Source organism: Metamycoplasma auris, from assembly GCF_003253435.1.
Classification (GTDB): domain Bacteria; phylum Bacillota_I; class Bacilli_A; order Mycoplasmatales; family Metamycoplasmataceae; genus Metamycoplasma; species Metamycoplasma auris.
Genome location: NZ_QKUB01000004.1, coordinates 44,949 through 62,226 on the forward strand (window position 1 = coordinate 44,949; position 17,278 = coordinate 62,226).

General features: G+C 27.1%; 8 protein-coding genes. 7 read left to right on the forward strand and 1 reads right to left on the reverse strand.

Annotated features, from left to right (window positions below):
- Nucleotides 1–86 precede the first annotated feature (86 nt).
- Nucleotides 87–8,420, forward strand: a complete 8,334-nt coding sequence (locus tag BCF89_RS08085; RefSeq protein WP_111518536.1) for an ABC transporter permease — start codon at nt 87–89, stop codon at nt 8,418–8,420.
- Entirely contained in the window at nt 8,420–9,352 is a 933-nt protein-coding gene (locus BCF89_RS02010) for an ABC transporter ATP-binding protein (protein ID WP_211305413.1), read from the forward strand. Before BCF89_RS08085 ends, BCF89_RS02010 begins: the two co-directional genes overlap by 1 nt.
- Nucleotides 9,353–9,432: 80 nt before the next feature.
- On the opposite strand, the gene BCF89_RS08090 is transcribed toward BCF89_RS02010, so the two are convergent.
- Complete coding sequence (locus tag BCF89_RS08090) at nt 9,433–10,179, reverse strand: hypothetical protein (RefSeq protein WP_277870048.1); 747 nt, start codon at nt 10,177–10,179, stop codon at nt 9,433–9,435.
- A 232-nt stretch (nt 10,180–10,411) separates the two neighbouring features.
- Between BCF89_RS08090 and BCF89_RS08095 the strand changes: the two genes are divergently transcribed.
- The 5 genes from BCF89_RS08095 (at nt 10,412) to BCF89_RS08105 (ending at nt 17,123) form a co-directional block, all read left to right on the forward strand.
- On the forward strand, nt 10,412–12,769 hold the full coding sequence (locus BCF89_RS08095) for a HinT-interacting membrane complex protein P80 (protein ID WP_111518540.1): 2,358 nt from the start codon (nt 10,412–10,414) through the stop codon (nt 12,767–12,769).
- Nucleotides 12,769–14,535 carry a HinT-interacting membrane complex lipoprotein P60 gene (locus BCF89_RS08100; protein WP_111518542.1) on the forward strand — a complete coding sequence of 589 codons (1,767 nt, stop codon included), beginning with the start codon at nt 12,769–12,771 and terminating at the stop codon, nt 14,533–14,535. The genes BCF89_RS08095 and BCF89_RS08100 overlap by 1 nt, the downstream gene beginning before the upstream one ends.
- The gene (gene hinT / locus BCF89_RS02030) at nt 14,532–14,864 is read left to right on the forward strand and encodes a histidine triad protein HinT (protein WP_211305415.1); all 333 of its coding nucleotides are present in this window, start codon (nt 14,532–14,534) and stop codon (nt 14,862–14,864) included. The genes BCF89_RS08100 and hinT overlap by 4 nt, the downstream gene beginning before the upstream one ends.
- A 35-nt stretch (nt 14,865–14,899) precedes the next feature.
- The gene (gene lysS / locus BCF89_RS02035; RefSeq protein ID WP_111518546.1) at nt 14,900–16,366 is read left to right on the forward strand and encodes a lysine--tRNA ligase; all 1,467 of its coding nucleotides are present in this window, start codon (nt 14,900–14,902) and stop codon (nt 16,364–16,366) included.
- A gap of 280 nt (nt 16,367–16,646) precedes the next feature.
- Nucleotides 16,647–17,123 (forward strand): variable surface lipoprotein, encoded by a 477-nt coding sequence (locus BCF89_RS08105; RefSeq protein ID WP_111518548.1) that lies wholly within the window; start codon nt 16,647–16,649, stop codon nt 17,121–17,123.
- The last annotated feature ends 155 nt before the right edge of the window (nt 17,124–17,278 follow it).

Here is a 17,278-nt window from a genome sequence, read left to right on the forward strand (position 1 = left end):
GACTTTAAGCATTTTATTAAATAAAATATTTAATAAACTACTATAATTTACAATAATTTAATATTATTCAAGGAGCATATTGAGAGATGAAAAGGTTATTCAAAGAGGTCTTTCGATCACTATCTAAGAATAAAGTTACATTAGTATGTTTAACCATATTAATATTTTTAACTACTTTCTTATTTACTTTATTGAACGATGTGCGAACCTCATATTCAAGAACACTAAACTCATATGATAAAGTCTCTAAGTTACATGATTTAACTGCAGACTTAGATTTAAATCCTTCTGGAATAATACCGAATAGTGGATATGATCAAATTAAAGAAGATAATGTTACTAAAACAAAAGATCCAATTAAATTTAAATTGAATACTTCTAACATTTCTTATTCAATCAATCTTCCAACCAAAAAACAGAATTTTATTCAAATTAAAGATATTAGCGGATGGGATGATGCTAATGGATACAAAGAAAAATATATATCGACTGAAGAATTCTTAAAGTTATATTATGATGAAATCAATCATAAAATAACAAGTACACAATTTGAAATTAATAAGACTAATCCGGATGAAGGAAAAATTGGAAACTTTCAATTCGGTGGTGATTCAAATAACAACAAGAAATTTAAAATCTATGACAAACCAGATTTTAATTCTTTAGTTAAAGAAAAAATCCAACTAAAGGAAAGTGATCAAATTACTTTTAATCATGATTATACATTAGGAGATATTTTAACAATTTCTTCAAGTCCAAGAGGACCACTTAATGCACAACCAACAAATGATGCAGTTATTGATGCATCTCCTTTGTTTATTAATCTAAAAGAAAAGAAAGCGTCATTTGAATTAAGTGATTATGATCAATGAAAAGATGATGGAATTCTATATATAGTTCAGTCAGATGAAGTTTTAAAATTACTTGGATTTGAAAAAGATAGTTCTAAAAATGAATGACATTATAAGAGCAACTCAAACAATAATAATACAATCAAGTTACAGAATGCTAAGACAAATTCAACTTCAATTGATAGCACAGATAAGTTAGAAAAAACCTTTAAATTATCTAATAACAATGCTTCAGTTGATGCTCCTAAATATGTTGAACTTAAAGCAAATAAAACCTATTCAATTCCAAAAAATTGAATTAGAAAGACTGAAAAGACTATTGAATATAACTGATACCGTTATGTTCTAAATTGAAATGAAAAACTATCAGAACAAGAATCTAATTGAAAAGGTTCATATTATAAATATATAACTAACTTCTATAATACAAATAAGACTGAATATCAAAAACAATTATATTTTTCTTATTGGGATAAAACAATTACAACAAAATTCTCATTACTAAGCGAGCCATCAAAGATTCAACAAATAGTTAAGAATGAAAAAATTGATAGAGATGACTTAGATAAGACTTTTGCTACTGGCTGAAAATCTAATGTAAGAAAAGAAAATAAAAATATCCCTTCCAATAAATCTAGAACTAAATCCGCTCAAGAAGCGCATAACATTAAACAAATTGAATTCAATAAGTTTGGCAATGAGTCTATTTCTGATGATGAATTCTATAGTATTTCAGATCTAGGAAGTCTAAAAAGACATCAAGATTTTATTCGTAATGGTACCCAAAATTTTGCTAAAACCTCAATTTTAAGATCAATTGATAGTTTAGTGGGCAAGGAAAATCTTGGAATCAGAAAGTCAATTACAGTTGAAACAGTTAATGAAGATACAAGTAAGAAAAATGTATTTCACTTTGTTGATGCAGGAGATAAAGAAAGAAAAATCTCAGGATTTGAAAATAATGTTGGAAAACTATACAATGAAACACTGAATCCAGGATTACTAAATAAGAGTATTTCTGAAAGTGATACAGTTGAAAAGTTCTTACTAAAACCTGATCCAAATAGTCCATTAATTAAAAAAATTCCTTCTGTTTATACAAGACCTTTAATTAAGCATATTTTTAAAAACTATACTCCTGATATCAATTATTTCAATGCTGATATTAGATTTGTTAACTACTACAATTTCTTTGTCAATACACAAATTCCGAAATTACAAAATGGAAAAATTTTAGTAATTACAACTGCTGATGATGAACAAAAAAGCGCTGGTGCTTCAGTTATTGGAGCAATTGCAATGCCTCTTCCTAATAAATATATCTTATTGCATCAAGCAACTATCGATGGTTTTTCAAATGAAAGAGTTTGAAAGAAAATTATTGTTGATAATAAAGACTATTTAGATTTAGATGAACTTTATACTTACTTAATTAAAAACAATTACACAGTAAGAGGTGAAATTGGAAAAAATGGTTGAGTTGTAATAAGCAATCAATTTAGAAATGCAATTAGTTTACCATTAAGTTTTGGATCCATCTCTAATGATTTAGTTCAAGAAATTGTTCAAAAAAATACAATTAAAAAGTTAATTGAAGAAATTCAAGATGTACTTCAAAATTCAGAGTTTATTAAATTATTTGATAAGAATGATGTTTCAAGAATTCTAAAAGCAGTAAGTGATTCAGTTGAATCTAATGGTTTCCATACACTTTTATCAGTAGGTAAAACAAATCAATTCATTCTACAAAAAGTAATCTTAGATGTAATTAAGTATCTAATTAATCCTATCAATGATAATAATTCTAGAAATCTTCAATATTCAACAACAAATGCAAACTCATTTATTCAAAATGTTTTTGTTAGAATAACTAACTTCTTCAAACAAAAATATATTGAAAATAGTAAAAACGAAGCATATTTTGCAACTGAAATTAATAAGTTATCAAAAGTCTTAGGTTTTTCAGACGTTTATATTATTCCTCAACTAAAACTAAGTCTAGCTGATTTATTGGGTTACATTAAAGACAAAGAAAAAATCTTTGATATTTTAAATAATTTGATTAAGTCAATTGATTTTATTAAGTTTTCAAGTCTAATTAATGAATGATATGATAAACATCCATATAAACCATTTACTTCAACAGTTGATAAATATTGAACTCTATCTAATCACCGTGTTGTAATTTCCTTACTTAAATCAGTTAATGAAAATAAATTTAAGAATGCAATTAAGGATTTAATTAATTTAGTTGATTTTGGAAAGTTTCTAAAACCAGATGAAAATGAAAAAAATAGTTTCTTTGCTAAATGATTAAATGCACACAAGGAAGCTAAAACTTATAATGAAGATATAACTAAGCCAGTAAAGAAATTCTTTGAAAATCTTGATGGTTCAAAAGACCAAAAATATTCAAATATTAATCAAGGTTTATCGAGTTTAATTTCAAATATTAGTATCTCTAAGTTTACAAATACACTTGAAAAAGTTATTAGACACACAAAATATCCAATCGTTGCAAATGAAAAAATTTATAATGACTATAACACTGAAGAGTTAAATAAATTTGATTACTTAGTCGCATTTATGACTTCATTAAGTTTGGATATCAATAATAATGTTTCATATGGAAAAATTAATCAAATTCAAAATGCAATTATCAAAATCTTAAATCTTTCAAATAAAACACAAAAACTAGGTGGAGAACTTCTTAATATTGCAATTCCTAGTGCTGAGGATGGAAAAATTTCGATCTTAGATTTATCTATAATTCCAAAATTAGCCTTTCCAGCACAAATAACTAAAAACAAAGTTAGATCAACAGCAGTTTCAATTAATGCCTTAAATTTAAATGATATTCAAAGAGTAATCGGAAAGATTGATAGTGCAATCAAATCAAAATCACTTCTAAAATTAAGTCAAAATGAATTAAACTTCATTAGAAATGAAGCTCTAGTTCAAGAAGTTGAATTAAATAACTTAGAATTAATTAAAACTAAGTTAACAAATTACTATGAATTTATTAAGAAAATTCATCCAAAAAATCTAAAACCAGTTGATGGAAATTATGATTTCAAAATTGATGGCGACAACAAAAAGATTGAAACCTATGGAGATTTAGCATATTGATCAGCAATGATTGATGAAAAATCAGAGAATAAAGACTTACCAATTCTAAAAAAATTACATAACTTAATTGTGCAATATGCAATAAATCCAATTTTTCTTGGAGATAAGGAATATTCAATCATTAAAAATGAATTTGTAACGTATAGTTTATGAATTAAGTTAGCATACTTACTAAATTACATTGAGCGTGATGCTGATAAGATTACAATTGATGAAAAAACAGAACGTAAGATTATTGAAAAGCAATACAAAAAAATCTTTAGTTTTGATCAAATTAAAGTAATTCTAAATGAACTATATAACTTTGCAAAAAATAAAGAAGTTATAGAACAACTAACAAACTTTGATAAGGTTATTAATCCAATATCAAGCAATATTATTTTTGGTTCTGATTCATCTTACAATGCAACAACATTTAAAATTCCTTATGCCCATGCACATACGAATTTAGCAAATAAGGAACTTGAGAAACTTTTAGATAATTCAGATGCAATTAATACATTTAAGAAAAATCTGAAAGAAAAAGCAAAGATTACAAATGATACTTTGATTAAAAAGATTATTGACTTACTAAAAGCAAATTCTTATGAGTTAACTTATAATTTGGGTTATATTGCATCTGCTAATCAATCAGCAACTAACTACGATGCAGCGTTAAATAAGTTTATAAATTCATTCTTAAAAACATCAAATAAAAATTCTGAATTGCAACCTCTAATTAATAATAATTACGAATTAGATCTTGCATTCAAAATGACAATTAATAATACAAATTTAAGAAATCATTTAGCACTATTAAATGTTCCAAACAATCTTTTAAATCCATTAACTTTACTTTCATTTCCACAAATTCCTTTGTACTATGCACTAAGTCCTAATCCAAATGAAGGTAATATTGCATACATAGTTAAAAAAATATTGAATAACTTAAGATTCTCAAATGCGACTGACATAAGTAAACAAATTGAAGCACTAAAACAACAATACACAAATTCAATTAGTTTTGTTGAATCAAAGAGTGATGAAGCAGTTGATTTGGATGTCTCAAAATTTAATAATTTATTTAATAATGTATTAAAAGATAACAATGATAAGGATTTAACATTATTTGACATAAATATCACAGGGACATTAAGAAAAATGTTTGAAAAACTTATTACGCCAATTAGTGTTTCAAACATTATCTCATACACCGATTCAGGTTCATATTTAGCAAAAATAAACTATGGATATGCTTCTAAGAATAAAAAAGAAGTCTATAAAGGTGATATTAGTAAATATCTATCAGATCCATTTGGAATGCAGGCTTTTATTGAATCTCTTGATGAAAAATATAAGATTAAAATTAATAGTCAAGAGTATCTAATAATTGGAATTGATGCAACGGCTGATTATTTATATCCTGTTGTTAATGAAGAAAATATTCAAGTTGATACTGAATCTCAAGCGATTGTCTATGTTAATTCAAAAGGTTTTGATCGGATTTATTCATCGTATCCAACATTTGCAATCAAAGAATATGCCCTAGTTAAAGCACCAGTGGATAGCAAAAATAGATACCTAAAAGGAAAAAGTCCAACTGAATTAAAAGAAATTTTTAACAAGGATATCAATCTAATTAATCCAAATTCGCCAAATAAGGTTTATTTAAAGGACGAATTAGATAGTATTAATCCAGAACGTAAGATAAGAGTAACTACAATTAGATCGATTATTAAAACAATAAGAAGTTCTAGTGCATATTTAATTAGTATTCTAATTATTCTTATTGCCTTTATTGTTTATTTCATAATGAAGCGTTACATTGAAGCAAGAAATAAGGTTGTTGGAATTCTAAGAGCACAAGGTTATAAAACATCAAAAATTGCTTTAGCATTCTGTGCATTTGGATGAATACCTGTTTTTGTCGGAAGTTTCTTTGGATATATCTTAGGATACGCCCTTCAAAAACCAGCAATGAGCATTCTTTCATCGTACTGAACGCTTGAGAATGTCATCATTCCAATCAATGCGATTACGCTTATTCTTACAATTCTAGTTCCATTTATTTTTGTAAGTATTCTAATCTTCATTATTACAAGTATTTCAGTAAGAAAGAAACCAACTGAATTGATGAGTGGAATTGTTGAAGTTAGTGTCGGTAACTTTGCCCAAAGAATTTCAGCAATGTTCAGAAGATTGCCAGTTAAGGTTAGATTTATTGCTTCAATGGCACTAAATAATTTCTGAAAGATGTTTTCATTATTCTTAGCATTCTCCACAACATCGCTAATTTCAATGTTCTTCTTATCATCAAATAATATTTTTAATAAAGCAATCACAAAAACTTATAAAGATAGACTATATAAATTTAAACTAGATTTAGAAACACCAACAACAGAAGGTGGACCATATGTTACATATAATAAGAGCGATATTAATTCCTTACTATATGTACCAAATGATTTAGCTGGAAGCACCTCCTCAAATGGAAGTCAATTAGATTATGCTAATCCTAATTTCTTGCGTCCGGGAGATTCGTTTAATACTGATGTAATTCAAAAGAAATTTGAGCCAGTTGTTTTAACAAAATCATCACTTGATATTCTTTTGGATTTAGCTGTCGAACTTAGTCCTTGAGATATTACTTATGCTAATATGCCCGAAACGCAACGTGCTAGAGTGGCGCAAATCTTTGTAAGAGTCTCAAGACAAATAAGGGATACACAAAATTTAGTTGACATTAAAAAAGCTAAAGCAAAAAAAGGTGATTATCTAAGTATTACAACAACAAATAAAGATGATATTATTGCAGTTAGAGATCTTCAAAAATTTAAAAAAGATCTTGAAGCAGGCAAGGAAGAGGATCTTTCAAATCGAACTAGTTTCTTCTGATTTACAAATAATGTAGCTAATGTTAATGAATCATTCAAATTTATTGAATGAAATAAAGATGAACAAGTATATCAAAAACCTAAAGCAGTCTCAACTGCCAAATATAGACAAGAATATAGAAACTTCTTAGTTAATGCATATCGTAAAATTCCAAGCTTAGATTTCTTTGTTTCCTTTGGTGGTGTATATTGAAATGATGCAACAAATGAAAAATACACATATGCTAAAGCATTACTTGGAAATAAAGAAATTAAAGTTTATGGATATTATGATAATAGCCGTTTCATTTCAATCCGTAACAAGGCAAATGAAAATCTCCAAAAGAAATTAAGAAACTACTCTGGTTCAAATATTCCAATTATAGTGAATACAGTTTCAGAGAAGAAATATAAGCTAAAAGTCGGATCAATAATTAATTTAGATATTCTAAATCATGTTGATAGATTTAGTTATAAGGCTCTAAATCAAAAAGCACCGCAAACAAAATATAAATTTGAAGTTATTGATGTCTCAGATACTTATATTAATGAAGAATTTGTGACAACAAAGGATGCACTTGATCGAATTTTAGGTTTTGATAGTTTATCTAAACGCCTAAAAGATGCTCGTAAATTAGAATTGGAAAATGCGATTTTCTTAAATCCAAATAAAGAAAAGCAAATTAAAGAAGAATTCGAGCGTAAGTATGATGCATTCAACGGAATTCTTTCAAATGATTCAACGCCAGTGCAAACTATTGATACGTTAACAACTTATTCATCAACAGGTTTCTGAGGGGCAGCTGCAACATTTGATGCTGAAAATTCAAATGACCAAGAAATTTGAGAATTCTTTAAACGTATCTTTATTTCAGATAAGGGTCTAAATTACAAATCAGTCTATGAACATAATGTAGAAGCTTACAATGAAGCTCACATTGAAGCAAAACTGAACTATAAGGATTCATTATTTAAACTATTAAAGATTAATGAAGATCAATTTAATAGAATAGTTAAATATCAAAACACGAATGAGGAATTTAAGAGTTTAGCAAGAAATGTCTTAACTAAATTCTATGGATCAAGCCCACAAGCAATCTATGGAAAAAATATTATGTTTGGAGCCTCATTTAATGTTAATAGTAAAGATATTGAAGCAGGATTTATAACTGGAATATCAAAAACTGTTAATATCATCCTAATTGCTTTCATTATCATGTCATTATTAATTTCAATTATTATTCTAATTGTTATTACTAACATTATGATTGCCTCAAACCAAAGAGCAATAGCAACATTCTCAGTTTTAGGTTACACAAATGCTGAAAAAGTAATGTTATTCTTTGCTAATTTTATTCCAGCTATCTTATTTGCTTGTTTATTAATGATTCCAGTTACCCTAGCTTTAATTTCAGCATTCAATGCCTTTATGATGGCAACCTCACAGATTGTATTGCCACTTGTCTTAAATCATTCAACAATAATTATTTCAGCAGCTCTTTGTTTAACAGTATTTGCACTAACTTCAATGGCAACTTGAAGAAGTCTAAATAAGATTAAACCAATTGATGCATTGAAAGGAAAATAATGCCTAATAAATCAAAAGAAAAAAAAGAAACAAATAAGCAACAAAAAAATGATTTAAATAAGTTAAACATTATTGATATTATTAAGCACAAGGAACCTTTTGAAATTAAGGATGAAGGTTTAAATATCAAAGTTCTTGATTCATCGACACTTAAGAAATTCAAGTTAGGCAATAATAAACCAAGAAAAAAAGATGGTAAAGAAAAAAAGACTAACTCTGAAGGTTATATTGTTGAGGTGGATGATGTTAAAAAAACATATTTATCTGGTAATGTTGCAACTGATGTTTTAATGGGAGTTTCTTTTAAAATAAAAAGAGGTGAGATTGCGATTTTATATGGGAAATCTGGATCTGGAAAATCAACACTATTAAATATAATTAGTGCTCTAGATCGTCCTACCTCAGGTGAAGTTGTTGTTAATGATGTAAGTTTGCCTTATTTAAGCGATTCGAAACAAACAATTTTTCGGAGAGATAATATTTCATTTATTTTTCAAAACTATAATCTCCTTCAAAATTTAAATAGTTATGATAATGTTGAAACAGGAGCTTACTTGCAACGCAATAAAACTAAGCATTTAGACATTAAGAAACTATTTAAAGACTTTGATTTAGAAGAGTGTATGTATAAATACCCATCGCAGATGTCAGGAGGGCAACAACAAAGAGTTTCAATTCTAAGAGCAATTGCTAAAAATGCAGATATTCTTGTGGCTGATGAGCCAACTGGAGCTCTTGATGAAAAAACAGGACAAATTGTTTTAAAAATCCTTCAAGAAATTAATCGTGATTATGGAACTACAATTATCATTGTTTCGCATGATCCAGATGTTGCTCTTCTAGCAGACAAGGTTATTTACTTAGAACTTGGAAGAATTAAGGAAATTATTAGTCAAGAGCGTAAGTGACTAATTGAAAAAAATAAGCAATAAAATAAAATTAAAAAATACCTTCTAGGATAAAAAAACTAGGAGGTACTTTTTATTTTTTCAACATAAATTAAGAAGGTTTTTTAATTTTTAATGATATTTTTAGTATCAATGTAATAATATGGAATACTAATTTGTGAGATTTGTTTTCAACTACTTCCAAAAAGATTTTTTAAATAATTTTGATATTCAGCAATAACATAAATTTCTAGATTATTTTTCTTAATTTTTATACGCTCGAAATTAGTATTTGTAAGTCATTTTCTTAATGCGCCTCTATTGATTAAAGGACTAGTTATAAGGAATCCTTCATATTTTTTGTCATACAAAAATTCATTAAAATCTTTGTAATTTAATCCTTTAATAAAAGGTTTGATTAATCTAGATATTCTTATTTTTTGTCTAACTGCATAAATGTCACTTTTATCCATTGAATAATAATGCAAACAAAAACTTTTAATTTTATTTTTTAGATTAAAAAAAGAATGAATTTTTTTAACTGCTGTTGGAATTATTATGTTGATATTAATAAATGCTGAATCTTCATTCATTAAACTAATATCTTCTAGAAATTTGTTTTGTAAAGAATAATAATCCGAATGCATTGTTGCATCAAGAATCTTTTTTGGATATAGTTGCTTTAATTTTTCGTATGATTCAAAAGTCATAAATACTTCATAGTGATCAGCGTTATATCAATAATCCAAATTATTGATTGCAGCAAGTAAACTGTTGCCATCTAAACTATATCAAAGTGAATTTTCGTTGCATATTTCAATAAATGAAGCAAGAATTTTTTCTTTATTTTCAAAAATTTTTGTCATTGACATAAAAAAAATTATAAAAGAAGATTGAAATATTTAATCTAATTTTTAAGTAGTAAAATCTCTTATTTTTCTTATTTTATTTTAGGTTTCTCACTTATTAGCTAACATATAAGATAATGCTAAAAAATGGTAAAATTTATTGTATTATTTTAAATTACATTTAAAACTTGAAAAATATGCACTAAATTTAAAAAATAATTTCTTTTTGTATATTTAAGTTTCATGAAAGGCAAATATGTCAGAAAAAATGAAAAAAAATAAGACAACTGAACAAAAAACTAAAAGAAAAAGAATTCTTTGAGGTGCTTTTTGAGCAACAGCCATTTCTGCAGCCATTGCTGCGGGGATTGGAATTCCTTTAGCGCAAGCATCCAAAGCACTTCCAAAACCATCGCCAGTAAGAAAAGATACTAGCGGTCTTTTTACAATTGATAACAATGGAAAAATAACTCAAATTAACTATGGAGATATTGATAAAAATCCAGTAACCCAAAATAAAAATAAGCATACCTTTGAAGCAATTAAAAGCAATATAAGTAAATTCCTATATGAAAAAGAATATGAAGCTTCTTTAAAATATCAAGCTATCTATAATGCAAATAAAGCAAAAAGCGATGAAAAAACTTTTGCTCTTGATTCATGAGACCAAATCAAAAAGAAAATTCAAGATGAAATTAATGATATTAAAAAGCAATATCAAAAACAACATGGTCTTGAAAAGAAATGAGAAGAAAAATTTCTTGAAGAATTAGGTACTGATAAATGAGGAAAATCTAAAAATGAAAAGCAAGCTTTGGAATATAGAATTAATCAAGAAATTGAAAAAGTAGCTTATTTGGGTTATAAAACAGAAGTTAATAATGATTGAACTTATGAAGAATTAAAAAATGGAATTATTGCGAATAAGGATGTATCCTATACAATCAATGGTAAAGAAATTGAGATTGCAAAAAAAGGTCAAAAGATTTCTTTAGCTGATCATTTTGGATTCAAAGAAAATGTTCATTATGTACTTCCAAAAGAAGATTCAATTGAACACAGTCATGATAAGAAATCTGAAATTAAAGTTCCAATCTTTACTACCAAATCTTTTGTTAAGGAATTTAAAGACCCACTTAGATTTATCAAACCATGGTTAGCTGAAAAACAAGCAATTTTATCTGAATTCATGCTTTCTGCAAAACAAGATGAAACTGGAGCAGAAAAACCATGAAAAGTAAATAAAGATGAAATTATTAAATTATTAAATTTTTCTGCATATGAAACTACTACAAGTACAAGTAGTGCTGACAAGAAACAAGAAATTAAGTTAGGAATTGATCGAATAAAAGATTTCGCTGGATTTAGTACTTTAATTAAGGATCAAGATAATACTTCTACTATTACTGATCAAGATGAAATCAAGGCAAAAAATGATAAATTGCTAATTGAAAGAGTCTCATCTGATACATCAAATGCCAATAAATTTGGATCAAAGGGTTTTATTAATTTAGATCAAACTATTTCATCCTCAGATCCATCAACATACTTAAATTTACTTTCAATAGTATTAGGTGAACCAAGTGTAAATGGAAATAAAGGAATATATAAACATACAGATAAGAGTAACTTATTTGAAGATTTAAAGAAAAACCTAGTTAAAGCATTGACTGAATCATCTGAGTTTAAGAAGTTTGAAAAAATAGATTATACTTTTTCTAAAGAACTTAAGGAAGCATTAAATGGGAATGGTGCTACTTCATCCGCTAGTTCACCTTCTAGAGTAACTAGATCACTTAGAATAAGAGAAGGTAGAGGAGATAGTACTTCATCATCTACAACCACAGGAACTAATACTCAAACTGAAATTCATAAATACGCCAAATACAATGCAAAAATTAAAGAAATCATTGAAAAACTTGATGATAAAAAGATAAATGATATCTTTGGCGTTGCTTTCAGAGATACATTTGCTATGAATGGATCAAATGGAGGCACTGGGACTAAAGACTATAGAATTAGTTCAATCTATAAAGTAGGAAGTAATTTTGTATCAGTGACTGAAAAAGGTATCCTTGTTCAAAATATTCATCAATTTAAGAGTGAAGAACAAATTAAAAACTTAATTATTAAGGATTTAGGAATTAAATCAAAAGCTAACTACAAATCAACTTTTACTTCTGAATTATTTGATTTAAGTTCAATCTTCTCTCAAATTACAAGTTCAGCGGAATTCCAATTTAGCGACCTATTAAGTAAAGAAAATTCTGATTTTACAAAATATATCAAGGATAAGAAATTTACTCCATTAGATGCAAATAAAGAAAGATCATTCAATGATCAAGATTTAAAGGATGCTAAGAAGTATATTTCAACCTTTGAACAAACAACCAAGACATCAATTGTAAATACTAAATTTGATCAAATTAAGAAATTCATTAAAAAACAAGTTGAGCAAAATCTATACACTGATTACAAATATGATGCATCAAAAAATATGGTGACTATTGAATGCAATAGTAATCAAAATGGTAAGGATGCAACAACATATTTATTTGAAACAGTTGTTAATTATGTATTTGATTTAGATAAGAAAAAGGAAGCAGGTAGATAATGAAAAAGAATTTAATAATTAAATTAGCCTTAACTACTTCTATACTTCCTACTTTTTCTCTTATTTCAGCTTCATGTCAAAAAGAAAATAATTCAAATACTAAAGTAGAAAATGCAGGTTTTCAAAATTCCTTTTTGAAGGAGCAAACATCTAAAAATCAACTATTTTTGGAACTTATAGATACATATTTGAATACTTTTTATAAAAACGATCTAACCAAAGTTTCTGGAAAAAATAATGAAGATAGAATACTAAAGGCAATTGAACAAAAAAACACTCAATTATATAAAGATTTATATGATGTCTTTAAACCATTTGCTGCTAAGAAACTAGAAGAAAACCCTCAAATATTTTGAAACCTTAAACAAGAATTTATTAAATTAGATATTGAGACTTCAAATTTTGCTCCAACACCGGATACAATACCAACAGAAGATCAATTTATCTTTATTCTTAAGAACTCTAAACCTTTAGCATTTAATTGAAGACTAGAAGTACAAAAACTTTTAATATCTAAACTTTATTTACTTAAATCAAGAGAGGAATTTAAAAAACTTTCTGTTAATGATAAAGGTTTAGATAAACATCAAGTTAGTTTAGAATCAGATATTAAAAAAGACTCAACATCAAAAACCAAAAAAGAAATTTATGAAGCGCTTGATTTGAAGGCTGACAACCTATATTTAGTTAAATGATTGGTTGAAAATCCAATTATAGAAAAATGATCATTTACTGACGATCAAGATATGAATTTAAGAATTGGTTTTGCTAATGTTGCAAACTTCAAAGACTTTAATGATTTAGCTTCATATGCTTCAGAAAATAAAGTTAAGTATGACTATAATCCAGTAGCCAAATATAAAGACTTTATCATCGCATCTGGAAAATCTGAATATAGCAATGGAAAAAATGACCTAGAAACTTTAAGAGCATTTCAAGGTATTCAACAAAATACTGCTACATCAGGAGATTTAAATAATTCTTTTGAAGCGCTAAAAAATACTCAGTCACCAGTCTTTGGATTCTTAAATCCAAATACAAATCAAGTTTTAGATCAAGATTACTTCAAATTTGTTTCAATTCTTGAAAAAGAAAGTAAGTTACCAAAAATTAAAGCTACAAGTCAATTAAATAGTAAAGTATCAAAACTTAAAGAATCAGATAAATTAAGTGCAGAAGACATTGAATTTGAAGGATTAACTAGAGATAATAGTAACAAGAATAGATTTACTAAAGAATTAACTATGAATAATGGGTCTCAACAAAAATACAAACTAATCTATGAAATAGTTGGAGATATTACTTATTCAGGAACAAACGTTAGAGTGCCAATGCGTCTATCAGTTGAATCTTTAGGTAAAAGACATTACTATGATTTCACAGCCGTACTTGAAAAGAAAGATTCAAAATTCGAAGCAGATCAAAAGGAGCTTAAATTTAATTTAGATAAATATCCTAAAACAGTAAATATGATTAAGGATAAAAAAGTTGATGCTGCTTATGTTATCAAGATAGCTCCTTTATTTAATTCTAATAAGCAAAAAGATAAAGAAGGAAAAGAAGTTGAAAAAGGTAAGTTAACTTTAGATAAAACTCCTTGAGAATCAAAAGAAGAACAAAGTAAAATTGCAAATCACATTGTGATTGCTAAAGGTAATGAATTATTTAGAGAAGCAAATAAATATATTAGAGATTATTTAGGATTTGAACTAAAGGATTTTGATCCAACAATATTAGAAATATTTAAACAAGTGGGACTAATATAAGATATATGGAAAAAGATATATTTCAAAGAGTAATTGATAGAGAAATTCCGTCAACTATCATTTATGAAGATGCAGACGTCATTGCGTTTTTAGACATTAAACCAGTACAAAAGGGACATTTTTTGGTTGTTCCAAAAGAATATTCAAGAAATCTTTATGACATTGAGGATGATAACTTGAAGATCCTTATTACTAAAGCACGTAAGTTAGCATTAGAATGAACTGAAAAATTAAATGCATCCGGATTTAAATTAGTTGTTAATAATAATGAATCTGCAGATCAATCGGTATTTAGAACACACATTCACATAATTCCTTACTATGATTAGGATTCATAAGTGTATTTATAAGAAAGACTAAATTTATGGAAAAAAAATATTCAGAACAAGAACAAATTAGAAGAGAAAAAGTAACATCATTAGCATCTAAAAACATAAGAGCATTTAATTCCACAATTAAACCTACAATTACATCAAAAGAAATAATTGATTTATATGCAAATATAAGTCGTGATGAAATTGATGCACAACAAAAATTTGTAACCTTCAATGGAAGAGTTATTGCACAAAGAGGGCCATTTTTAGTTTTAGTTGATCGTGATGCAACGATGCAAATCTACTTTGACAAAAAAACCCTAGATGAAGAATCAGTTGAGATTATAAAACAACTTGATTTAGGAGACATTATTAGTGTTGATGGATATGTTTCTAAAACTAACACAGAAGCCCTAGTAATTAAATCAAAGAAAATAACTCTTCTAACAAAGGCACTAAAACCGCTTCCTGATAAATACCATGGACTTGTTGATCCAGAAGAAAAAAGAAGACATCGATATGTAGATACAATTGTTAATGAAGAATCAAAAAAGACATTCATTCTAAGAACTAAAATTATTAAAGGTGTAAGAGAGTTTTTTGATAACTTAGATTACTTGGAAGTTGATACTCCTGTGTTGCAACCAATTCTAGGAGGTGCTGCCGCTAAACCTTTTATTACATTCTATAATGCTCTAAACCGTAATTTCTATCTAAGAATCGCGACTGAATTACCTTTAAAAAAATGTATAGTTGGTGGTTTTGAAAGAGTTTATGAAATTGGACGTATTTTTAGAAATGAAGGTGTAGATAGTACACATAATCCTGAATTTACTTCAATTGAATTCTATGAAGCATATTCAGATATGTGAGGAATGATGGAAAGAACAGAAGGTGTATTTAAACATCTAACCAATAAACTTGGGATTGAAAAAGTGAAGTTTAATGGTTATGATATTGAATTCAAATATCCTTTTGCAAGAATCAATATGGTGGATGCGGTATCGCAAAAAATCGGTATTGATGTTCGTAAATTAAATGATGAACAAGCAATTGAACTAGCAAAAAAACACAATATCAAGGTTGAAAAATACTATAAATTAGGACATGTAATTAATGAATTATTTGAAAAATATATTGAAGAAACATTAATTCAACCTACATTTGTTTATGGTCATCCAATTGAAATCAGTCCACTTGCATTTAAAGAATTAGATGACGAAAGATTTACGCAAAGAGCCGAATTATTCATCGGTACAAAAGAATTTGCAAATATGTTTACTGAATTATCTGATCCAATTGATCAACTTCAAAGATTTGAATCACAACTTGAAGAAAGAGAAAATGGTAATGAAGAAGCAAATGAAATTGATTGAGATTTCATTAATGCCCTAGAATATGGACTTCCTCCAACAGGGGGATGTGGTATTGGAATTGATCGTTTAATTATGCTTTTAACTCAAAATGATTCAATTAGAGATATTCTTTTATTCCCTCAACTAAAAGATCTAAAATAAAATTAATTCCTATAAACTAGTTTCCTTATTTTAAGGAGACTTTTTTATTTATTTTTGGGGCTAAAATTGTATATTTCCCAAATACTGGACAAAAATAAAAAGAGTTATTTTAGTCAAAAAAATACTTAATTTTAGGCAAATTTCTCGATTTTTTACCCTTTTTTTGCAACTTTGGCAAAAAAAAAAAAAAAAAAAGTAGAATTTGATATAGCAATTAAGAATTGCTTAATTTAAGACAAATTAATATTTGAATATTTAAGAAAAATTGGGAAATTAAATAATGAAAAAAATCAACAAAATACTATTCTCTTTAGGTAGTGTTGCTTCATTAGTATCATTACCATTAGTTGCTGCAAACTGCAATGGAACTAATAAACAAAACGAAGAAAAATCTCCTGCTAAAAATCCAGAAAAAAACCCTGACAAAAACAAAGAAGGTGAAACTTCAACAACAACTCCTGCAACTAATCCAGAAACTAATACTCCAAAAGAAAAATCTCAGGAAGAAAAAGCTCTTGCAGCTTCAACTTATATTTATGAAGTTTGAGGTAGAGACATTTATAAATATCAATCAAAAACTAATAAAGAACCAAAAAAAGTTAATGAATTTAGCATAGAAGATATTCTTAAGAAACAAAAAGCTAATGAAGAAAAAGCAACAAATGCAAATTTAGTGCCTAAGAAAATAGATCCTAATAAAGAAAGTAATTCAAAATTAGTTAATGGTTGACTAAATAGTCTTAAAAGTTTAAACTAATAAATACTTTTTCCACAGCATTTGCTGTGGTTTTTTGTTAACTAAAAAAGCACAGACCCCCAAATACCGGACAAAAATAAAACATAATGATTAGCTAAGAATCCCCTCATTTTGATGGATTTTTTAACTTTTTGCTGCAACTTTGGCAAAAAAAA